Source organism: Streptomyces sp. NPDC056486 (genome assembly GCF_042795295.1).
Classification (GTDB): domain Bacteria; phylum Actinomycetota; class Actinomycetes; order Streptomycetales; family Streptomycetaceae; genus Streptomyces.
Genome location: NZ_JBHTSF010000148.1, coordinates 1 through 21,355, shown reverse-complemented (window position 1 = coordinate 21,355; position 21,355 = coordinate 1). Strand labels below are relative to the sequence as shown.

Below are 21,355 nucleotides of genomic sequence, written 5' to 3'. Positions count from 1 at the left end.
GACGTAACAACTCCCATTCCTCATCGGTCAGTTCATAGCGACGACTCACAAGGCCCATCATCCCGCGCAACTACATTGAAGACACGACCTAGGGCGTGCGGCGTGGTTGCGGGCGCGCAGGACGACGCAGGCGGCATCGCTCAAGGCGCCGGCGGTGTCTGCGAGCCGCGCGATGGGCTCGGGTTCCGCGCCGGGTGTGGCTCCTTGGAGGTCGCTGGCGGCGATCCAGGCCCGGACGACCACTTCTCTGGTGAGGGGCAGCAGCCCGTGGACGGGGGCGGCGATCTCGGTCAGAATTTCGGCCACCTCGCTGCTGGTCTCGGCGGCGCCGACCCGCTCGGCGAGATGGGCGAGGTAGCGCAGGGCCGCCTCGCGTTCGCCGTCCGGCGTAGCCAGCATGTTGAGGGCGGGGTCGAGGTGGACGCTGTGACCGGCGGCGAGCAGGGCGTGCGAGGCGGTGGTCGCTTTCAGGCGCTGCTGCTCGACGGGCAGGTTGTGCGGAAGCCGGTGGTAGTCCCCGCGGGGTCCGGCAGCGGAGAGGAAGCCCCCGGCCTGCTGGAGGATGTCGGCCGTCTGCTCGGTGCCGCCGATGGCGACGACCAGGCCGGTGCGCGGGTCCTTGGTGATGGTGAGGTACTCCAGCACCCAGAAGTCGGGCTCCGGCTGCTTCATCGCCCTCGGGCTGCCGGGTGGCGGGTGCCTGCCGGTGCCGGCGGTACGGAAGCAGGGGTGGAGGTGGGTGCACTCCGGGCTGCGGGATGCTGCAGGCCGGTGCCGATGCCGATCGTCTCCAGCTGCGGGCCGATCTCGCGCAGGGCGCGGGCTTGTGCCTGGGTGTCGTCGCCGCCCAGGCGGTAGATGCCGCTCAGTGGGTCCTGGATGAAGCCGTGGGCGACGAGGATCGAATCGGCGCGGTCGTCGACGGGGGCGGTGGCGACGCTGCCGTCCTGCTGCCAGGTCAGCACGATCCGGTCAGCCTGGGAGGGCTGGAGGCCGTCCAGGGCGTTGTGCCGGACCTGGGCGAGCGCCCTGTCGTAGCGGGTGAGCAGATCGCCGGCGACTTGCTCGGCGCCCAGGAACGGGTCGTCGGCCAGGGCGATGCCGTTGGGCTCGGCGACGGCACGATATGCCTCGTCGGGCAGGGCGCGCGGGGCGACGGCGGCGACGAGGAACCCGTCGCGTTCGTCGTGCCGGTCCAGGACGGCGAGCTGGGCGCCGTCGGGGCGGCTCAGGACGGCCGCCTGCTGGAGCGGGTGTTCGGCGAGGGAGGCGGCAACCAGGTCCAAGTCCCATATGCGGTCGGTGAGTTCGGCGAGGTCGTCCTTGGCGTCGGCCGGGAGGTGGGAGCTGGTCCAGGTGCCGGGGAGTTCACCGGCGAGGACGTCGGCGTAGGAGGCGAGGCGCTCGGAGGTGGTGTCGTGGTCGTGCATGGTGTCCTTGGGCGAGATGGGAGTCAGCGGCGCAGTCCGGCGGCCACCGGGGGCGGTGGGGCCGGGAGCGCGCGGGGCGGGGGCGGGCAGGCGCACACGGCGGAGCGCTCGCGTTCGGATACGGGGACCTCGGCGCTGCAGGTGCTGCGGCCGGGGTGCGGGGCGTGGCGGTCGGCGAGCGTGTTGCGGGTGTCGGCGAGGTCGGTACGGATGACGGGCAGGTGCTCGTTGGCGAGGTAGCGCAGCCGCTGGGCGATGTGGGGGTCGGCCGCTTGGCCGAGACCGTCGTGGAAGTCGGCGGTGGCGGTGAGGACTTCCTCCAGTGCGGCGAGGATGCCGTTGTGGGCGGCGGTCAGCTCGATCAGCGCGTCGGCCGCCTCGTCGGTGGTGGTCGCCTCGCGGATCCGCTCGGCGAGGTGGGCGACGGAGGAGCCCAGCGGCAGGTAACTGACCGGACGGGCATCGGTGTCGAAGTCCTTGTCGCAGTCGACGTGATATCCGGCGGCCCGGAGGCGGGCGACGGCGTTGGCGGCGAGATGCGACTCGTCGTCCTGGGCGAGGCCGGTGGGGGCGCGGTGGTAGGTCTCGTGGACGCGGACGACGGCGATGAACCCCGCGCGCTGCAGAACGCTGTGAGCCTCGGAGTCCCCGCCGCGGGCCAGGACTTCGTCGGAGTGCGGGTCGCGCCGGATGTCCAGGAAGCGGTCAGCGAGGGGCAAAGAGACGTTTCTCCTGCTGTGATCGGGGGTTGGTGCGCCGGGTGGTGGGTGGTGCAGGGGCGATGCGGGGCTGGTTCAGGTGGGCTGCGGTGGTGTCCAGGTCCTGTTGGATGGCGTGGATGCGGCGAGCGATCAGTTCCAGGTGGTGCGCTGTGCTGGTGCCGGCGGCGCCGGGCTGGCGGGCGAGCCGGTGCGCGGAGTGTTCGACGAGCCCGCGGACCGCGGCCAGCGGACCGGACTGCTCGTCGGCGAGCTGCGTGAGGACGCTCGCGAGCTGGGCCGAGGCCGTGGGCGCCGCAGGGACGGCTGGCCGCGATGAGGGCCCGACGAGTACGCGGAACAGGCGGAGGTCCTGCTCGATGCGCCGTGCCTCGTCTGACAGGCGGCGCAGGATGTCGGCAGGCGGGGCGTGCCAGGCGCCGTCGAGGTGGATCACATTGGCGATCAGATCGAGACGGCGAGACTGGGCCTGAACGGCGATCCACCGGCAGCCGTGCTCCTTGCCGGGAACCTCGATCCCGGCGGCCCGCGCGAGCCGGTGGGCGACTTCGGCCCACTCCGGCCCGGTCAGCTGCCGGTCCTCCGGGTGCAGACGGACGTCGAGGTGGAGGATCGCGCGCCGGTCGTCGTCCGGGCTGGCGGCGAACGGGTGCTCCAGGTAGGGGTCTTCGAGGTGCTCGGCCCACTGGACCGAGGTCCAGATCTTCTGCTCGTCGTCCAGGGTGTAGTCATCCAGGCCCGGCCAGTGGGCGACGACCGTGTGCTCCGTCAGGCCCTCGTTCGGGGAGACCGGCCGCCCCAGCGCCTCGGCGAGCGGGTCGTGCGGCGTGTGGGTCCGCACGTTCAGGCGGGGGATCACCGGCCGCCCCGGACGTCGGCGATGTGCACGATCTGGTTGAGTGCGGTGGTGGTGTACCAGCCGCAGTCGATCAGTTCGTCGCGGTCGGCGAACCGGGCAAGGAGTGCGTCCTCCATGGCCCGCAGGTAGATCAGGCAGTCCGGGCAGCGGCGTGAGAGGTGCACGAGGTAGCGGGGGTTGGCGGTGACGTAGGACTGGACGCCGCCGGTCGCATCCCGCAGCCGCCAGCCGTCCTCGTCGGTCGGGGTGTGCCAGGACGGGGCCACGAGACGCATCGCATCGCCCCACAGTTCACCGCCGGCCACCCCCTTCAGCACGACGACGGTGTCACCGGCCTGGAAGTGCTGGTGCGTGACGTCCCGGTCGGGGGTGAGCGGGTCGGGCGTCGGCGCGAACGCCGAGGTGGGCGGGGGCTGGGACATGAGTTCCTTCCACGCGATTGCTGGCGGGGTGGGAGCATCAATAGTCCGGAGGAACGCCGGTTTGGCTAACCGGCATTTCCCGGCTATGTTCCCCCGCGCTCAGCGGAACGGATTCTCCGTCCCCCGGTCCGCCTCACTGGCCGCATCGAGGAGTTCGACCAGGTCGGTGCCGTCGGCGTCGCGCTGGTCGATCCACCAGCCGGCGCGGGTGATGGCGCGGGCCTTCTCCTCTAGCTCCGCCCAGTCGGCCTCGTCCCAACTGCCCTCCACGACCAGCGCGGTGTGCGCGGCCGTCATCAGCTGGTGGCGGGAGCGCTCGCCCCAGTCCAGGGCCCGCTCCGGGCCCTCCAGTTGCGGCATGTCGAACTGCTTCGCCCACGCAACGGCCGCCTCCTGCTCCTCCGCCCGCTTCGCGGCAAGCCACTCCTCCTTGGGCTCGGAGTCGGCATCGCGCGCCGCCTTCCAGCAGTCGGTGCAGTCCTTGGCCGCGAGCCAGCGTGCGAACCCGGCCCGCTTGTCGGCAGGACGGTTGGACAGGTCATGAACTACCTGGTGGGAGCACGCATGCTCCACGGGCCATTGCGCACGGACGGCCATGAATGGATCTCCTCAAAAGGGTAGGAAAGCAAGGGGGGTTGTGCCCTGATCAGGGCGTGGAGTGCCGGCCTGGGAGCGGGCGGCGATGCCGGCCGCGCTGCCGCTGTGCGGTGGGGCCGAGACGTCGGCGCGCGGCGAGCAGGATGGTGAGAGCGAAGGCCGCACCGGCGGCGGGCAGCGCCGCGCTGGCCAGGGGCTGCTCGGCGAGCCGTCCGGCCAGGGCGGTGCCGGCGGACTGCCCGGCGCCGATCGCGAGGATCAGCCACGCGTACGCCTCGCTGGTGCGGCCCGCGGGCGCGAGGGCGTCGGTGGTGACGTAGGCGCAGGCGACCACGACGGTCAGGAACGCACCGGGCACAGCAACGGCGGCGATGGCCGCATACGGGCCCAGGAGGGCAAGCAGCGGGAGCCACCCGGCCAGGAAGGCACCTGTGGCGATGATCAGCCGCCGGGTGGTGGTCCCCGGCCAGGTGCGGCGTCCGTAGATGAGGCCGCCGAGGAAGCTGCTGATGGAGAACGCGGCGGGGATGATGCCCGCGAGCATGTCCTGGTGGTGGTGCTCGGCCATGGCGATGGACCACACGTTCAGGGATCCGATCGCGAACCCGACCCCGGTGAGCGCGGCGAACAGCAGCAGCACGCCGGGGGTGGCCAACTGCGATGTCTGGGCGGCGTCCTGGCTTTGGGGCTGTTCAGGTCGCCAGCGTCGCGACGGGGGCGCGAGGGCGACCGTTGCGGTTCCGGCCAGGCCGAGGGCGGCGGTGGCGGCGAGTGCGACGGCGGGGGTGTATGCGGAGGCGAGCGCGGTCACGAGCAGGGGGCCGACGATGTACAGCAGTCCCTGTGTGCCGGTGTCGAGGGCGAGTGCAGCATGCCGCAGCCTCGGCTCGGGCAGCACGCTTGGCCACAGGGCCCGCAGTCCGGCCTCCAGGGCTGGTGTGGTCAGGCCGCCGGTGACGACGATGGCCGTGGCGAGGCCCGCTCCGCCGCACGGTCCTGCCAGGGGAAGAGCCACTAGGAGGGCTGAGTTGAGCAGGGCGGCCGGAAGGTGCACCGCGCTTTGGCCGTGGCGGTCCATGAGGCGTCCCTTGACCGGCTGGGCCAGGGCGGAGGACAGCCGGTACAGGGCGCTGAGCAGCCCGCCGAAGCCGATGCTGCTGCCGCTCGCGGTGGCCCAGAGCAATATGGCGACGGGTGCCATGGCGTTGGGGAGCCGGCCGGTGAGGGTGCCGCCGAGGAGGCGGGCGACGTACGGGCTGCCCAGCACCGCGCTGTAGGTGATGCGCGGTGCCGGGGGTGCGGTCAGGGACAATGGGTGCTTTCTCTTCGGGAACGGGCCTAGCGGCGCCGGGTGGGCGTGCTCGCGCGGGGTGGCGGCGTGGGTGGTGTGGTGTCCACGGCGGGGCGCGGGCGGATGCGCAGGACGGGGGTGCGGTGCGGGGGCAGGACGGCGACGGTCGCGCCGAGGTCCTCGGCCGCCTCCTCGACTTCGCGGGTGAGGAAGTCGATCTGCCGGCCCAGCGCCGAGAGGCGGGCGGCGATCTGGCGGCCCTGCACGGTCTCCAGCGCACCGGCGAACTGCCCGCTCGTTTCCAGGAGTTCCTGGAGGCGGACCATCGGGCCCGCGTCGTAGCCGCGCTGGGTGGCACTGAGGAGCGCGTTGGACGCGTCACCGGCTTGCTGAGCTTCGATGACGTCCCGGGTGAGTTCTTGCAGCGAGATCTCGGGGGCGGTCTCGGGCCGGTTGAACCTCGAGACTTCGGCGCGCAGTACACCGGGCGGGACCGGGGCAGGCAGGGCCTGTCCGGCCTCGTATTCATGGGCGTAGTGCCCGATCACCTGCCAGCCCGGGGCGTCCGGGTCGCCGCGAAGGGCGACCAGCGTCGCGTCTTCGTCTTCGACCAGGTGGGCGAGGGTGATCGGCTGCCCGTCGGCGGCGTACCACGACTCGGCCGGCTCCAGCTCGCCGCGCCGCTGCGCGGCCTGGGCCCGCCCGGTCCACATCTGCTGTTCCTCGTCGGACAGCGGGATCTTGTGGTGCTGGCCACCGTGCTGGTCGGCGAGGTTGCTGGCGATGACGCTGTGATCTGCCCACGCGGTGAGGTGTGGCCACAGGGCCGCGTGCTGCGCGCGCTCGGCCGGGGAGCCGGGAAGGGGCGGCCGGTCGAGGGCCCGGCGGATCTCGGCGGTGGAGGCGGCCAGGCCGTCCAGCACGGCCCGCCACCCGGCCAGGTGCCGGGCGGGTGGCAGTTCTCCGAGCGCACGGTGGGCGGCATCGAGCAGAGCGTCGGCGTGCGGGGCGAGGTGCGTGGCGTATGCCTGCACGGCCGCCTGGTCGCGGTGGGCCCGTGCGACGGCGGCGGCGTTGGCGTGGAGGGTGCGGCCGTAGCGGTCGCGTGTCAGGTCGAGCGCGACCTCGGTCTCGCGGTCGATGACCGCCATCCGCAGCCGGAAGTCGCGGGCGGCATTGGCGAGTTCGGAGGCTGTCGGCAGAGGGCCGTCGGGGGGTGGCGTCATCGGGTCCGCCCGACGGAGGCCGTCAGGTGGACGGTCGGTGCGTAGGTGGGCTGGGGCGGGATCGGCCGAGCGGAAGGCGGCGAGGTGGTGGGCGGCGTGCCGCGCTGCGTGGTGCGGTCGGCGGCGGCCTGGGCGCGGCGGCTGCGGCGCTCCAGAAGCCCGTTCGGCAGAGCCGGGCGCGGTGGGCCGGGCGAGAGGGCGGGTTCGACGGGGAAGTCGGCGTGTGCGGCGTGCCCCAGGCGGCGCAGGTCCGTTACGGCCTGTCGGGCGCGACGGTGGCCGTCGCGCCCGGGTTCGTTGAGCCGGTACAGACCGGGTGTGGTGGGGACGGGTTCGAACTGCTCGCGGGTCAGGAACCACTTGGCCAGGTGCGGGGGCAGCTCTGGTGAGGCGGCGGCGACGAAGCCCAGGTCGGGGTGGGTGCCGAAGCGGAAGTGGTCAGACAGAGAAGAATCCTTATCTCTAGGGCTTCACAGGTGCGCGTTCGTCGGCCGGGCAGGGGTGGGCGGGGCCGGGCGGCGGTGAGCTGTCGCGGACAGCGCCACGTGGCCGCCGGGGACGGCGGCGCGGGCTTGGCGTTCGAACGTCTCGCCGTCGGCGAGCCATGTCTCGATGGCCGGCAGGACGGCGGCGCCGAGTTCGCTGCGTATCTGGCTCCACTGGCGGGCCGGAAGTGTCGCGGGGATGGAGTAGAGCTCCGCGCGCAGGTCATTGAACTCGGCCCAGGCGTCTTGGCTGTTGGCGAGTGCCTCGTGCAGTCGGGCCAGTGCGGCAGCGTCCTGCGGCCAGGGGCTCGCGGTGGGACGGCAGCGGCTGAGCAGGAGCGGTGCGTGCTGGAGGACGTTGCGGAAGGAGAGCCAGGCGTGGTCGGCGAACGCACGCTCCATCTGCGGCTGCAGGCGCGAGTTGGCGAGCGGCATGCCGTCGCTGTACCGGCCGGAGTCCTTGATCGCCTGAAGTGTTTCGTACTCCGGGCGGATCCGGTTCAGGGCGGTCATGACGGTGTCGAGCCGCCGGTGGTGCAGGGCCCTGCGGTAGTTGGGCAGGAAGGTGTGGGCGACGGCGCGGGCGGCGCGGTTTGCTGCGGCGGGCAGCGCGATGCTGCGCGGCGCGTTCGGCTCGTCCCAGTTGTCGTCGTACTCCTGGGTGGCGAAGGCGCCCAGGAGATAGCCGCTGGCGTGCCCGGGGCGTTCGATCAGCAGCAGCTCGGTGCCGGCGTGGTTGTTCAGCATGACCGCGTACGGGACGCGGTCATGGAGCATGGCCTGGAGGAGGTCGCCGCTGTCCCACAGGGAGCCGATGAGGTCCTCCTGCCAGTGCTGGCGGGGGTAGATTTCCAGCTTCGCGCTCCAGGTGCCGGGCAGCCGGGCGGCGATGGCCTGGCCGGTGTCGCCGAGGTAGGGGCGGGGGCTGGTGGTGATGGTCGCGCCGTGTTCGTGGGCGCGGTGCACCAGGGCGCTGGCGGTCTCGCGGGCGTTCTGCGCCGCACTCAGCGGGGCGGCGAAGGCTCCGTCGGGCAGGCGGCTGAACCCGGCTTCCTGCAGGGCGTCGCGGGCTTGGAGAAGGTTCTCGCCGGACGCGATGGCGACGAGGCCGTGGGTGCGGCTGGTCGAGAGGATGATTTCCGCGGGGGGCGGGTTGGTCATGTCGGTGGTCCTGAAGGTCAGCGGTGCGCGCGAGCCGACGGGCCTTCGGCAGGCTCCGGCGGCCGGGTGCGGAGAGCGGGCGTCGGCTGGTGGCTGCGGAGGGCGGTGCGCAGGCCGCGGCCGTAGTGCCAGGCGTGCTCGCGGGCCGCGGCCTCCAGCTGGTCGTATCCGGGCTGGGCGGTGAGCTGGCCCGGGTGCTTGCGGTATCGATACACCGGGGTGGGCAGCAAGATCCCGGGAGCCAGACTCGAGATGCCGACAGCCGTGCAGTAGTCCTCGCCCTGGACCAGACCTCCCATCGGGGCGGCGCGGAAGAGGTCGGTGCGGGCGAGGATCGTGGTCGGCCCGATCGGGATGGTGTCCGCCGGGGACTTCCAGTACGTCCACACGTCGCCCGCCTCGTGCCGGCCGGGCGGGGCGGGACACCGCCACAGCCGGGTCGACCGGTCGGGATAGAGGTCCTCGCTCCATCCGGCGCACCAGCCCACCCCGGCCGCCTCCAGGGTGGTCAGCCGCAGAGACATGGCATCGTCGGTGAATTCGTCGTCATCATCGGCCCAGTTGCAGTACGGGGTCCGCACCTGTGCGAGGGCCAGGTTCCGGGCGCAGGCGGCGCCGACCGGGCGGGGCAGGGCGAGGGTGCGCACGCGGGGGTCTTGCGCGAGTGCGGCGGGCAGCCGGTCGGGTGAGACCCCGTCGAGTGCGATGACGGCCTCCTTCTTTCTGCTGTTCAGTTCTGTCTCATGAGATCTGTGGTTCAGTTTCGCTCCGTTGTGGTGGGGCGGGTGGGCTGACGGGTGCCCTGTTTGCCCGCAGGGAGGGACGAGAGTGGATCTTGCCTTTGTGCAGTCCGGGCTACTGGAGAAGTTCCTGGAGACTGACGTCATCTCGGCCGCGGAGGTCGCTGCACTACTGAAGCGGCGCGGCTTGCTTGACGGGACGCCGGTGTTCCTCGACGAGGAGACGCAGATGCCGGTGCCACCGCTGTGTGAGTACGGCAAGTACCTGTCGACGGCGCTGCTCGACGAGACCACGCTGAAGGACTACGGGCGGGCGGTCGGTCGGTCGGCTGGATGACTACCTGGCCAGTCTGGGCAGCGATGTGCTGTCGGCGGTGGAGTCGGATCTCATTGCGTACCGCGACCAGCGCTGTCGCCGGCAGGAGCGGCCCATCGGGGCCTCGGCTTGGGGCAAGGAGTCGTTCGTCCAGGATGACCTCTACAGCTTCCTCGTCGACCGGAAGGTTTTGACGCACCGGCCGGCGCGTTTGGCGGCGCGAGGGCGTAACGCCTTGGCGCCGCAGGTCCGGTTCAGCATGGACATCCGGCATTTGACCTTCGAGCAGTACCGGTACTTCCGGGACGTGGGCCTGGGGGGCCAACTGCCCGCTGCCCGTGTGGATGTGGCCTTCCGCGGGTGGTCTCCGCTGCGCAACCGTGCCGGCTCGGACATCGCCCTTGGCTCGGGGACACGCTGGCGGGAATGGTCGACCGTGTTGCTGCCCGAGATTGGGCTCTGGCCCGGAATGCCGGGCGGGGCGGCTGAGTACACGGTCCAGGCGTGCGCGAAGTACGGCAAAGCACGCGCCGTTTACGTTCCCGAGGACGCTGTCGCCTCCGCCGACGTGTTCTGCCTGCTGGAGCGACCGGAGATCGTCCGCAAGGCGGCATGGACCTTGGAGCGCAAGGCAGGTGACTTGTTCGTGGTGGGCGACGTCGACGTGGCCGCCGGGCGAGTACGCGGTGTCTTGGACGGCCTTGTCCGGGAGTTCCAGATGTCGGCGATGCCCGCCAAGCTGCGCCGGATCACCGTCTCTGAGGGCGAGTTCGGGCTTGAGGCGTTGTCCCTGTTCGTCTGTCGCGGCGGGCTGATGCCGGGTGCGGACGCCTGGAAGGGCTATCGGCACCGGGCCTGGACACGCATGACCATGCTCGCCGATGAGACCACCCCGCATCTGCCGGCCCGGCGGTGGAGATGGCACGACCTGCGGCACACCTACGCTCTGAGGTTGCTGACCTACCTGGAGAACATGATGGATGGCGAGGAGCCGGACCTGCGGGCTCGTCGGCGCCGGCATCGTTCTTACTTGACCGGTCGCATCCGGCACAACCCGTTGTTGATCGTCAGCCGAAGACTGGGGCATGCCAGCCCAGAAACTACGTATCAGTACCTCCAGTACACGGACGATCTGATCAACGAGTTCGAGGTCGCGTTCTCCGGCTGGGTTGGTGACGACGAGGCGACCTATGCCGAGATCGCCTCGCGCGCTCTGGCGTTCGTCAAGGAGGCCCGTTGATGCCGAGGAAACGCAGTAACGGACGAAGCAAAGGGGAGCGCGAGCGGCTCTTGGCGCTGCTGGCGAACCCGACGCCACCGGGTGGCGTCGGCCCGCGGGTGGTCAAGACGTCCCGAGTCCTGTTGGTGGTGAATCCGGCGGAGTTCCGCTGCACGTGTCTGGCCTCTCAACTGGCGGACGAGTGGGTGGAGTACGTGGCCGCCACCGCCATCACCGCCCACGCGCGGACCTACCTCATGGCGGTCAACAGGTTCTGCGAGTACGCGGACGAGGTGCTCGGGCCAAGGGCCGGGGCAGCGAGTTTGACTGATCCGCGGCTCTTCGACGTGCTCGTGAATTGGGAGCTGTCCCTGCCTGAGTTACGTTCCGAGCTCTACCTACCCCTCCGTGTTGGCCTCGGGCCTGCGCATGCTCATCGTGCGCCGTGACGACCACCCTGACCGTGAGGTCGCACCCGAGCTGGCTGGGCTGGCCCGCCGGCCCGGACTCCTGACCAGCGGCGAGAAGACCGAGCGGGACGAGTTCACCCGACACGAGAAGCGAGCCATGGTCCGTGCTGCCTGGCAGAGTGCCCATGCCGCGCGCAAGCGGCTGGACGAGGGCCGGGCCCTGGCCGACCAGGGGTGCCACCCGGACGCCGGAAGCTGGACTAGCGTTCCGGACCTGCTCTGGGGCATCGCCCACGGGGGCATCACCCTCGATGACGTCCGCCACCGGGTCCCGCCTCTGAGGGAATGGCCCCACGAGTTGCGGGAATTCGCTGCTGGCGGTGACAAGGTACTCATTGCGGCGACGGCCAGGATCCAGCTGCTGCGCAGGCTGTTCGCGTGTTTGTATCCACACACCTTCGACCTCCATGCCTTTCGTGTCCTATTGATGGATGCCACCGGCTACACCTCGGAAGAGGTCACCGGGTTCGGCGAGAAGCAAGTGGAGTTCCTGCCCAAGGGCGTCCGGTTGACCCTGGTCAAGAAGCGGGCCGGGCTGCTGAGACACCGCGCCTTCCGCGACCTTCCCGCTAGCAGGAAGAAGCCGGACGAACAACAGGCGGAAGAGGGCCGACTGACCGTGAACTGGCCGCGGCGCGAGGCCAGCGAGGTGGTACGCCAACTGTTGGACTTCACCGCCCAGGCTCGCGGCCGGGCTGCGCATGTCACCGACACCCTCTTCGTCAGCGCCGCCGTCCGCCCCGACTACACCGTGGTGTTCGGGCCGTGGCACCCCACATGCGACTTGTCTTTCAAGGCATGGCTCGATGGCGTGGGCGTCGAGGTCCAGGGCGACCCCCACATCGGCCGCCTGCGGAAGTCGGTCAAGGTCGAGAAGGCGATTGTGACCGAAGGACGGGTCAGCGATGCCGCAGACGACCACACCGAGGAAGCCTTCATCGGGCACTACGCGCAGGGCACGACGCTGCAGATCCTGTCCGGCCGGACCATCGCAACGGCTCAGCAGCACTGGTTCGACCAAGCTCTTGACCACGTCGACGGACCCACAGTCCTCAGCGACGGACAGGACGTCGACCAGGGCCAGCTGCAGGCAACGGGACTGTCCACGCAGGAAGCCGAGGGCATTATGACGGGCCAGCTCGACATGGGTGTCTCGCACTGCAAGAACCCCTACCAGGGGCCCTTCAGCCGTCCCGGTGAACTCTGCACCGTCGCGCCACTGCGCTGCCTGGAGTGCCGCAATGCCTGGATCTTGCCCTCCAATCTGCCCCAGCTCCTGCTTTTCAAGAGGCACCTGGAACGACTCCGTTCGGTCTTGGCTCCGCCGGCGTTCGCGCGGCTTTGGGGCCAGAGCTGGGTGAACCTCGGGGCCGTACTGGACGATCGCACGCCCGAGGAACTCGCCCACGCCCGCAAGCACATCGAAGCCGGAGAGGCCGTGCTGGATCTGCCGCTGGCCGCGAACACGGAGTTCGACGCATGACGTTTCCTCTTCCTCAGCAGCGTCGTCCGTCCTTGTTCCGGGACGACGAGCCCGTCGTCCGGGGGCGCTCGCTCCTGCCCGGAGCCCGGGTCCCGCGATTCGGTGATCGAACCGTCTGGAACTTCAACGGGGTTCTCAAACGGCCGGCCAATGTCAAAGCGGTCGACTGGAGGGTCGACTTCAGCCTGGAGTTGGAGGACCCGTACTGGAATCTGCTGGTGCGCGAGTTCCTCACGTTCGCACTCAATCACCGGCACCCCGCCGTCTTGAAGAGCGGTGTCATCCTCGACGGCGCCAATGATCCTCGAACCCTCAGCCATTTCGCCTCGCACGTGCGGACAGCTGCACGCTGGGGCGAGGAGAACGGTGTCCTTCGCGAGGCATGGACGGTTGATGACCTGCGTCAGCGCATCAACGTCCTGGCCGCGGAGGGAAGATCCCCGCAAACGGTCCGCCACCACGTGACCACTCTCAAGAGCCTCGCGGCAGCGGCTCCCGCGCTCAGCCTGTCCTGGCCGGCCGAGGATCCATGGCCCGGGCAGAGCGCCCGTCAGGTCGCCGAGGTCAGCGGCAAGACCAAGCTCAGCACTCCCGTCGTTCCGCCGGCCACCTGGTTCCCGCTGATCCGCGCGGCCTGGGCCTACATCCACGACTTCGCCCCCGACATCATGCGCGCCGACCGCCGCCATGAAGAGCGTCTCGTCACCGCGAACCCGACGTCGTGTGACCTCGACGGGCGGCTCGAGGAGTGGCTCGCCGATCCGCAGAACAAGGTCCCCGTTCACACCGCGCCATCGCATGATCTGGTCCCCCACGTGAACTGGAGCCTCCTCACGCTCCTCCTCGGCTACGACCCGGTGCACCGCTCGGCGTTCTCTGACTCCCTCAGTCACACCGCCAAAAAGGCCCGGCTGCGGCGACGTGCTCTCGTCCTGGAGGCGGTAGCCGCAGGGCGAACAACTTCCCATGCGCTGGTGGGCGACCTCGCCCAAGTCATCCGACCGGACGGCACTACCGGCCCCTGGCACCACGGAATCGACCCGCGCGCCCTGAAGGAACTGAAACTGGCACTACGCGATGCGGCATTCGTGCTGGTCGTGGGCTTGTCGATGATGCGCGACTCGGAGGTACGCGAAATCCTGCGGGCACCCGTCGTCGAGCACTACAGCACCCCCGCCATCTCCTCCACCAAGATCAAGGGCACCACCAGCCGCCCCGGCAAACACTGGTGGATCGCTGAACCCCTCGTCGAGGCACTTGCCGTCGCCGAGGCCGTCTCCTCCCACGACGAACGCATCTTCGCCGCTGTCGGTCCCGGCGCAGGCCCCGACGGCACCATCAACGGCGTCAAGTTGCTGAAGTCGTTCATGAGACTCGTCAACGCCCACCGCAAGTGGACGGGACTCGACGAGATCCCCCTCACCTACCTCCGCCCGCACATGTTCCGCCGGACGATGGCGATGCTCACCGACCAGTTCCCCGGCTCCGAGATCGCTACCGGCATCCAACTCAAGCACCTCGCCAAGCGAGCCCTGGCCAACGCCACCACCCGCAGCTATGCCGCATCCGATTCCGAGTGGGCCAAGTACCTCGGAGACGCCCTCGACAACGTCAAGTTCCGCAAGATCAAGGACCTTTACGAGCGCCACACCGGCGGCGAGGAAATCGGCTTCGGCCCCGGCGCCGACCGAGTCAAAGACGCCTTCGACCAGATCGAGGCCACCGTCAAAGCCCGCGCCGGAGACGCCCGCACCGCGGATAGCCTCTTGCGCACCACACGGATCCACATCCGATTCGGCATGCTCAACAACTGCACCGCCGACCATACGAACCCCGTCGGTGCCGTCTGCCTCGAGAACGCGATCATCCCCGAGGGACACACCGGCCCGCTTGACGAACGCTGTCGACCCGATCGATGCGCCAACAGCATGATCGGCCCCGAGCACCTCCCGATCTATGAGTCCCATCAGCGCAAGCAACTCGAGCTCATCAACAGCCCCTCCACACCCGCCTGCCGCCGCGACCTCGCCGAACGCGAACTCGACATCACCCGCAACGTCTTCAAGATGGCCGGTGATCCCCGGTGACCCGACCCACCGACGCTCCAGAGGACACGGTCAGCCCCAAGACCGCCGCGGCCCTGCGAGCCGCGATGACTCGCCTATTCGAGGGACGGCCGCAGCGGACCGACGGTCGCCTCACCAAGGAGAATCTCTACAAAGAAGCCCAGGTCAGCCGCGCGACCATGAACCGGGCTCAGGCCGTTCTAGCCGAGTGGGACGCCCACATTGCTGCCCACGGCAAGGCCACCCCCGGTGAGGCGAAACGCGATGCCGCCATCGCCGACCTCAAGAAGCGCCTGACCACGAAGACCCAGGAGTGCACGCTCCTGGAGAAGAAGCTCAAGGCCGCCCACGCCGCTATCGCCGCCCTCTACCACGACAACGAAGCCCTTCGGCAGCAGCTCAACAGGGACGTCTCAACCACCGTCACGCCGATCCGGCCCCGCGGCCCCCACTCACGCCAGTAGGCGCTCGCGCGCTCACATGGCGAAGAACCATCGAATGCAACACACTTGAATTATGGACGTCGAAATACCTGAACCAATTCGGACAAAGCACCCACCTGCGGGAGTGAATGAGTCGATCAAGCTTTACTCGGGCAATTTGTCCGCGTCTAGCTCGACAGCCTCATTCCTTGCGGTTGGCGAAATCACATGGTGCTGGCTGCCCACTCCGCGTATCGACTACGAAATCGCTTCCAGCGACCCCGAAGTGTTGCAGTGGGACATGGCTGAGGAATTGGCGATCGGGATACCCGGAGGCGATATCCCTGAGATTGACGCCGGCAGTGGTGAAAAGTCGCCTATAATTCATGCTCGTGCGCGCTTGCCTGAAATGAGTAGAGGCTCCAAGCAGGATATGCGCCGAGTTGCATTCCATGTCGCCAATATGCCTATGACCATGGGCGATTCGTTGCGTGATGGAGGGAGTTGGTGGCGAGGGCGCACCATGCTCGTTGGGAACGGGTGGAGCATAATTCTAGATTCCCGCCGCGACAGCAAGGGGATTCGCGATCAACTCAAAGAGCAAGGGGGATTCGCTATCACTCATACCGGCCAACTGCAACGGGCGGGAGGGGAAGCCTTCGCCGAAGAAGAAGCTAATGACGCCCTCGAATTGCTCGGCTGCTGCCTGAGCTTTGCTTTTGGTCGCCATATTGCTCCCTCGCTCGCTGAAGGATATGACTCCGCAGATCAGGTGGTATGGCAGGACTGGCGAGCTCGCAGGATCTCCCCTTGGGGGACTCGCCATTCAATTATTGACGAGACGAGGCAGTCAGATCTGAGTGATATTTTTCTGCACTTTGCAGGATTCTGGGAAGATTACCTGATGCGGGATTTGCTCACCCATGCCACGCACTATTACATTGAGGCGAGCGACCCAAACCCGATCCAGCTCGCGGCATCCACTGCACAAGCAGGTCTTGAACTTCTCGCTTATGAGAAGCTTGTTGCATCAGGCTCGATGAGTAGCAATAGATATGGCAAGAACCATGCACATCAAAACATGTCAGCGCTACTCGCAGAGTATTCTATCGATGACTCCATTCCCGCGACTTTGGCTAGTCTCACCCAAGCCGCGAATACGCCCACCGCTTCCCTGTCCGGCCCTCAAATCCTGGCGCGGATGAGAAACGGAATCATGCACCCCTCGCGCGAAAAGCCGCGATACGACGTAGAGGCTTGGCTAGATGCCTGGTCGCTCGCTCGCAAGTACCTCATACTTTCGACGCTAGGTCGCATCGGTTTTCAGGGGTCGATCCGTGATCCAATTGACGAGGAGAAACATGTCGGCAAAGTGACGAGGGTGCCTTGGGCGGCTCCGCCGGTGAAGGGCTGAGTAGACCCGCGACAGGCCCGCACCCCCTAAGCTGCCCAGGAGATCAATCCAGCGTTCCCTTCGGTGGACCGAGGCGAAGACCCGGTCCACGCAGGTCGCTCGCCTATCACCGAATGCCCCATGAGACACACTGAGCGCGAAGAACAGTCCCACGACGCGTCCTGCTGCTGGAGGCTGGCATGCAACTCCAAGAGGTACGGGACGCGCTTCGCGCGCAGCCGGGTCGGGGTGATGATGGCGACTTCGGCGATGTTCGTGAGGGGCACTGCGGCAACTTCCTTGTGGGGGCGGGGGCGGGGGCGGGGGCGTGGTCAATGGTCCGGATGATCCCCGGTTTCGCTAACCGGGGATCCTCTGCTATAGGTGCCTGTGTCGGTTCCGAGCTTTCAGTGGAACCGGACCCAAGCAGAATCGCGACCCCTCGCTGCCTCCGGGAACGGCGAACTGGACATCCCGAATCCGACTCGCTGGAAAGAATTCTTCAGGAATGATCCTATGGACAATTGCCGTCGGCTCTCGGTGAGTTCGACGCTCGCCTCGAAGGCAAGCTCGACTGGGTGGGGGCCCGCCGCAACGGGACGTTAGGCGGAAGCCTGTGGAGTGCACGTGCGGTGTGTGCCGACGTTCAATCGCGCGGCACCACGATCGCGGTCCGCTGAGCGGGACAGGCGACGGCGTCTCGGTAGCGGCACGGTGCCTGCGGTCGCGCGGCAGGCGGGACCGCATGGCAGCTCGGCGAAGGCGTGCTCGCGGACGTCGACGTCGTACGCGGACAGGTCGCCCACGGGGCGGGGTCTGCGACTGTTCCGATACTCGGCTTCACCATGGCGTGAGGTGTATGCGGCACTGCATGTACGCGCCCACTACCTCGGTGTGGCCGTTGCGATGTGACCGCCTGGGGTTCGTCGGCCGGGCCGGTTAAGGGGTGTCCGGTGCCGGTTCATGGACGTATGAGGCGGCCATGTCGAGCCCTTGGGCGAGGAAGGCGCTCAACTCGGTGTTCCAGGCCCGCTCCGTGGCGAGGTCGGGTGGCAGCGGCAGATGCAGGGCACGGCGCAGATCAAAACGATGGAGGTCGAACGCGATCTGCAGAGCCTGCCCGTAGAGCAGGGCAGCGTTCAGCGCGGAACGGTGGGCGAGGATGCTCAGCGCCACCAGGGCGACGGGTAACAGCAGCCACCAACTTCCGTGCCGGGCCAGAAGGATCCCCGTGGAGACAGCACCGAGGGCGAAGACAGCGCAGAAGCGGGCAGCGATGTCGAGCTGGTTGCGGGCGTCGTCGGCCAGCGTCGAGAGGCGTTCGGGCAGGAGCGGATAGAGGCGGGGCCAGAAGGTGACGGTGTCCAGTCCGTAGCGGCCGCCGGCCTGGTCCTCGGCGGCGCGCAGGACATTGCCCAGCCGGGTGGGCATGGTGCGTTCAGCGTCCTGCGGATAGAGGTGGCGCAGACGCCAAACGGCCCGGTCGACCAGGGCGCGTTCATCCGCCGGGGGAGGGGCGCTGCGCGGAGCAGCCAGTGCGCGGTCATCCGCGCACCGTGCCGCATAGGCCGTACAGCGCCGCCGCTTGAGACGGCCGATGGCCCCGGTGTCCGGCCAGTAGCCCTCCAGTAAACGAACGAGGGGCAGTTGCAAAGGCGTCAGCAGGAGGGCAGCGACGGTCGCGGCGACGCCTACGGCCAGGCTCTGGGCGATACCGGCATGGCGGAACTGGTCAGCGACATCGGACAGCGCCGGACGCTGCCCGGGCGCTCCCGCCCGGATCAGTGCAGCGAGCGACACCAGCAGCAGGACGTTGGGAAGGACGCCGCCCAGGACGAGCCTGCGGCCCGCTCCCTGGGCGACGCCGATCAGCGCGTCGAGCCTCACACGGGCACCAGTTCCTGCTCCGGGTGCACCGGGCAGCGCAGTGCTTCGCCCCGGGCACCCACGATGGCGAACACGTGCTCTGCTGTGCATTCGGGCCGGGAGCACCGGTACTGCCGCCACAGGTAGTGGGGCGTTCCGGGCATGAGCAGTTGCGAGGCGCTGTCGAAGTCGGCTTCCGCGCGGTCGTCGATCATTTCCGCGCTGAGCTGCTCGGCGGCGGCCCTGGTGAGCAGTGCTCGTGTGTCGTCCTCGGCGACCTGCAGCCGCTCGCGGGCCGGATCGCCGCCGAACCAGGTCTCGATCGCGGCGATGGCTGAGGTGAACGGGCAGGTGGGGTCGAGGACGAGCGTGGGAGCGTGATCGTGCCACGACGAGGGTGGTGCGAGTCGGTTTCGTAGCTGCTCATAGGTCATGTGTCGCTCCGGGGGAGGATCGCGCGAGGCTGCGTTGGCCGTCGCCGAAGGCGGCGAACGCGCCCCACAGCCATGGATCGGCAAACGGCGGGTGGGAGGCGCTGCCCAGGGCATGTGCCCATGCTTGGAGGCGGAACCGGCTGCGTGGCTCCACGGCCCGGCCCGCCAGGGCAGCCGCGCGCGCTGCCGCCGCGGTGGGGGTGAGCGTGCGCAGTCGGTCGGCAGCCTGGTGAACCGCGTTGGCTATGCTCATCGGAGCGTCTGTGCAGCAGAGTTCCTCGTAGAAGAGGTCGGCCCAGAGGGCCGCCACTCGGTCGGAGACACGCCATCCGGTCGCCACCACGGTGCGGACCCCGGCCAGTTGGAGGGCGGCTGGCAAGCCCGTGTACTCATCGATCGCGTGCTCCAGCCCGATGCCACCAGTCTCGCACCCGGCGAGAACTGCCAGCGCACACTCGGTGAGGTGGTCGTCGAGGAGCAGATCGGCTGCCGTCCACAATTCGGCAGGGCCGGAGCGCACCGGGCCGGAGCGTGTCCACACCGCGCCGCCATTGGGCCGCTCGAGGATCCTGTCGATCACATCCCCCTGCAGATGCCGCTCAATGAGCCGCCCGGCCTCGGGCAAATCGGCGATCCTGTCGCCGTCATCGTGGTAACGCCAGTTCACCGCTGCCTCCAGCCAGTCTGCGAAGAGGGCCGGTGCGGTGGCGGGGGCGTGGACGAGCAGCGCGGATCGGGAGGCGTTGAGGATGTCGGAGCGCCCGTGCCCGCTGAAGTGGAGGATGGTCGGCGAGGGTGACAGCGCGTCGAGGATGCCTGACAGCGTTGCCTCCTGTTCTCCACGGACCTGTACCTCCCACCCTTGCGCCCGCAGCCGTTCAGTGACCGTGGAGGCTTCGACCGCCGCGAGCGGGAGATCGCTGGTGGGGTTCGCTACGACGACCGCGCGTCGGCCTGCAGCCAATGGAGGTCCGTCGCGCTCCTCCCGCGTCCGTACCAACGTGGCGGCACTGCTCACGGTGGTGACGACGTAGGGTCGCAGACTCGGCATCACATGGAAGGGCACCGGGTGCAGTAGGCGGTGCGGAACGACAATGAGACGCCTCAGGCCCAATGACTGGATGCGACGGGCCAGTTGGCGGATGAGACGTTCTTCCGCTGCCTCGATGAGGTGCGCAAGCAGTGAGGAGCGCCGCTCCGGCGGCACCAGCCATGGTGTGGCCGCAACGTCTAGCCAGCCCGGCTGCTGCACATCGTCACTGAACAACCGCAGCAGGGTCTCCGGCTGACCGGGCTCGTACAGGGTCGCCGCCGGTATCGCCCCGCCACGGCGGGTCAGAACCACCGAGAGCACTCCAGCATCGGTGCAGGCGAGCAGCAGGACGCCCTCGTCGGGGGCAAGGACGCGGGCCACCTCGTCGAGTGTCACATCGTCGTCGAAAGCGGCAACGAGACGCTCACGCTCTTGTGCGTACAACGTCTGCAGGGCAGCAAGGGGCGAGACCCAGCCTTCCTCGGCCCGTGTCCATTCGGGGCGGCGTTCCGCCGCGTAGATGCTGCGCTCCATGTCTAGAAAGCGGGCGTCGGCACGCAGGCTGGCCTGAAAGCGCAACCGCAGGCTCTTGCCGCGGTCCACCAGTTCGGCCGCCGTGCCCCACTCTCCGCGTTGGATGTGAGCGTCCACCATGGCATACAGGGCCGTGGCGTAGACCTCGCCCGTATCCGTCTCGTCTTCCCGGCATGCAGCCTTCAGATACTCCCCGCGCAACAGGCTGAGCCAGGGGCGCAGGACCCGGACAACGTCCTGCGGACGGTCGGCTCGCTCATGGGCACGTGCTGCCATGACGGCCAAAATGGCAGCGTCATGGCTGTCCCCAGCCTCCGCAATCTCCGCTTCCAGGCGCTGGGCTGCGTCGGCCTCGTCCGCGGCGTCGGCGACGAGGGCTTCCAGCCGCCGCATCCGTCCATCTGGCAGTGCGTGCTCCTTGATCGCGGCGAGCTGCCCCAGGACGGCCGTCGCCCGCGTGATGACAGCACGCTGCCGCTCCGCGTCACCAGCATCCCGGGCCTCCAAGGCGCGACTCACCCACCAGTCGACGGCGAAGGAGCGGAACGCCTGGGCGTAGACGGGTGCGACCAAGTCGGTGAGCTCCAAGCTCAGTTCTAAAAGCTGCTCCGCGGCGTCGGCATCCCCCGGCTCCCCGCCCAGCATGAGCCGTGCGGTCGACAGGGCCCCCGCGTAGTCGCCTGCATCGACGCGTTCGACCAGGTCGTCACCGAGCAGCGACGTCGTACGGGGCACGTCGTGTTCCGGGTGGCCTCGGGGCACATGGTGCGAGCCCATCGCTTCCCAGAATGCTGCATCAGGGTCCTCCTGACGTAGCGCCAGAGCCGCGACGTCGGCCAGCGCGCGTAACCGTCGCTCTTCGTCGTCGGGCCAGTTAGTCAATCGCCGACTGCCCTGGATCCACCCGCTGAATAGGTCCGTTGCCTCCTGGTACAACGCTGTTCCCTCCGGGCTCTGGGAGCGCAATTCCCGAAGGGAATCGAACAGCGTCATGCCGTGGTCATAGAGGGCGTTGGCCAGCGCTGGAGCGCGCTGTTCGGGAGGGAGACGCAGCAGGGCGTGCGCGGCGGCCCTGGCGGCATTTTCTTCGTGTTTGAGCTCGATCCCCATAACTCTCCCGCACCCCGCTCACCTCAGGAGTTCGGTCCGAGCTTGCTCACCTTTTCTTCGTAGTAGGCGGTGGCACATT

Annotated in this window: 20 protein-coding genes; 7 read left to right on the top strand and 13 right to left on the bottom strand. The window is 68.7% G+C overall.

Going from position 1 to position 21,355, the window contains the following annotated elements:
* Positions 1–57: 57 nt before the first annotated feature.
* From ACFQ7F_RS36890 to ACFQ7F_RS36845, 10 genes are all read right to left on the bottom strand, one after another.
* Entirely contained in the window at positions 58–672 is a 615-nt protein-coding gene (locus ACFQ7F_RS36890; protein ID WP_383280669.1) for a hypothetical protein, read from the bottom strand.
* Entirely contained in the window at positions 669–1,430 is a 762-nt protein-coding gene (locus ACFQ7F_RS36885) for a hypothetical protein (protein ID WP_383280666.1), read from the bottom strand. The genes ACFQ7F_RS36890 and ACFQ7F_RS36885 overlap by 4 nt, the downstream gene beginning before the upstream one ends.
* 23 nt (positions 1,431–1,453) lie before the next feature.
* The gene (locus ACFQ7F_RS36880) at positions 1,454–2,149 is read right to left on the bottom strand and encodes a hypothetical protein (RefSeq protein WP_383280664.1); all 696 of its coding nucleotides are present in this window, start codon (positions 2,147–2,149) and stop codon (positions 1,454–1,456) included.
* The gene (locus ACFQ7F_RS36875) at positions 2,136–3,008 is read right to left on the bottom strand and encodes a relaxase/mobilization nuclease (protein ID WP_383280661.1); all 873 of its coding nucleotides are present in this window, start codon (positions 3,006–3,008) and stop codon (positions 2,136–2,138) included. The genes ACFQ7F_RS36880 and ACFQ7F_RS36875 overlap by 14 nt, the downstream gene beginning before the upstream one ends.
* Positions 3,005–3,430 (bottom strand): hypothetical protein, encoded by a 426-nt coding sequence (locus ACFQ7F_RS36870; protein ID WP_383280659.1) that lies wholly within the window; start codon positions 3,428–3,430, stop codon positions 3,005–3,007. Before ACFQ7F_RS36870 ends, ACFQ7F_RS36875 begins: the two co-directional genes overlap by 4 nt.
* Before the next feature lie 99 nt (positions 3,431–3,529).
* Positions 3,530–4,027, bottom strand: coding sequence for a hypothetical protein (locus ACFQ7F_RS36865; RefSeq protein ID WP_383280656.1), 498 nt, complete (start codon positions 4,025–4,027; stop codon positions 3,530–3,532).
* Positions 4,028–4,076: 49 nt separating this feature from the next.
* Positions 4,077–5,339: an MFS transporter gene (locus ACFQ7F_RS36860; RefSeq protein WP_383280653.1), complete on the bottom strand. Its 1,263-nt coding sequence runs from the start codon at positions 5,337–5,339 to the stop codon at positions 4,077–4,079.
* A 26-nt stretch (positions 5,340–5,365) separates the two neighbouring features.
* The gene (locus tag ACFQ7F_RS36855) at positions 5,366–6,544 is read right to left on the bottom strand and encodes a hypothetical protein (RefSeq protein ID WP_383280651.1); all 1,179 of its coding nucleotides are present in this window, start codon (positions 6,542–6,544) and stop codon (positions 5,366–5,368) included.
* 470 nt (positions 6,545–7,014) lie between these two features.
* Positions 7,015–8,190 (bottom strand): hypothetical protein, encoded by a 1,176-nt coding sequence (locus tag ACFQ7F_RS36850; protein ID WP_383280648.1) that lies wholly within the window; start codon positions 8,188–8,190, stop codon positions 7,015–7,017.
* A gap of 17 nt (positions 8,191–8,207) precedes the next feature.
* A complete protein-coding gene (locus tag ACFQ7F_RS36845; protein ID WP_383280672.1) occupies positions 8,208–8,951 on the bottom strand; it encodes a glycosyltransferase family 2 protein in 744 nt (247 codons plus the stop codon).
* 67 nt (positions 8,952–9,018) lie between these two features.
* Here ACFQ7F_RS36845 and ACFQ7F_RS36840 point away from each other — a divergent pair, with 67 nt between their 5' ends.
* Genes ACFQ7F_RS36840 through ACFQ7F_RS36810 form a run of 7 tightly spaced genes read left to right on the top strand, consistent with a single transcriptional unit; the run spans position 9,019 to position 16,320 of the window.
* Positions 9,019–9,267 (top strand): hypothetical protein, encoded by a 249-nt coding sequence (locus ACFQ7F_RS36840; RefSeq protein ID WP_383280675.1) that lies wholly within the window; start codon positions 9,019–9,021, stop codon positions 9,265–9,267.
* A gap of 37 nt (positions 9,268–9,304) precedes the next feature.
* Entirely contained in the window at positions 9,305–10,486 is a 1,182-nt protein-coding gene (locus ACFQ7F_RS36835; protein WP_383280645.1) for a hypothetical protein, read from the top strand.
* On the top strand, positions 10,486–10,914 hold the full coding sequence (locus ACFQ7F_RS36830; RefSeq protein ID WP_383280642.1) for a hypothetical protein: 429 nt from the start codon (positions 10,486–10,488) through the stop codon (positions 10,912–10,914). Before ACFQ7F_RS36835 ends, ACFQ7F_RS36830 begins: the two co-directional genes overlap by 1 nt.
* A complete protein-coding gene (locus ACFQ7F_RS36825; protein WP_383280639.1) occupies positions 10,874–12,418 on the top strand; it encodes a hypothetical protein in 1,545 nt (514 codons plus the stop codon). The genes ACFQ7F_RS36830 and ACFQ7F_RS36825 overlap by 41 nt, the downstream gene beginning before the upstream one ends.
* Positions 12,415–14,505 carry an integrase gene (locus tag ACFQ7F_RS36820; RefSeq protein WP_383280636.1) on the top strand — a complete coding sequence of 697 codons (2,091 nt, stop codon included), beginning with the start codon at positions 12,415–12,417 and terminating at the stop codon, positions 14,503–14,505. The genes ACFQ7F_RS36825 and ACFQ7F_RS36820 overlap by 4 nt, the downstream gene beginning before the upstream one ends.
* Complete coding sequence (locus tag ACFQ7F_RS36815; RefSeq protein WP_383280633.1) at positions 14,502–14,948, top strand: hypothetical protein; 447 nt, start codon at positions 14,502–14,504, stop codon at positions 14,946–14,948. Before ACFQ7F_RS36820 ends, ACFQ7F_RS36815 begins: the two co-directional genes overlap by 4 nt.
* Before the next feature lie 52 nt (positions 14,949–15,000).
* The gene (locus ACFQ7F_RS36810; protein WP_383280631.1) at positions 15,001–16,320 is read left to right on the top strand and encodes a hypothetical protein; all 1,320 of its coding nucleotides are present in this window, start codon (positions 15,001–15,003) and stop codon (positions 16,318–16,320) included.
* 918 nt (positions 16,321–17,238) lie between these two features.
* Here ACFQ7F_RS36810 and ACFQ7F_RS36805 read toward each other — a convergent pair.
* The 3 genes from ACFQ7F_RS36805 to ACFQ7F_RS36795 are packed head-to-tail and all read right to left on the bottom strand — an operon-like array spanning position 17,239 to position 21,276.
* Positions 17,239–18,186: a hypothetical protein gene (locus ACFQ7F_RS36805; protein ID WP_383280628.1), complete on the bottom strand. Its 948-nt coding sequence runs from the start codon at positions 18,184–18,186 to the stop codon at positions 17,239–17,241.
* Complete coding sequence (locus ACFQ7F_RS36800) at positions 18,183–18,599, bottom strand: hypothetical protein (RefSeq protein ID WP_383280625.1); 417 nt, start codon at positions 18,597–18,599, stop codon at positions 18,183–18,185. Before ACFQ7F_RS36800 ends, ACFQ7F_RS36805 begins: the two co-directional genes overlap by 4 nt.
* Entirely contained in the window at positions 18,589–21,276 is a 2,688-nt protein-coding gene (locus ACFQ7F_RS36795; protein WP_383280623.1) for a CHAT domain-containing protein, read from the bottom strand. Before ACFQ7F_RS36795 ends, ACFQ7F_RS36800 begins: the two co-directional genes overlap by 11 nt.
* Positions 21,277–21,355 lie beyond the last annotated feature (79 nt).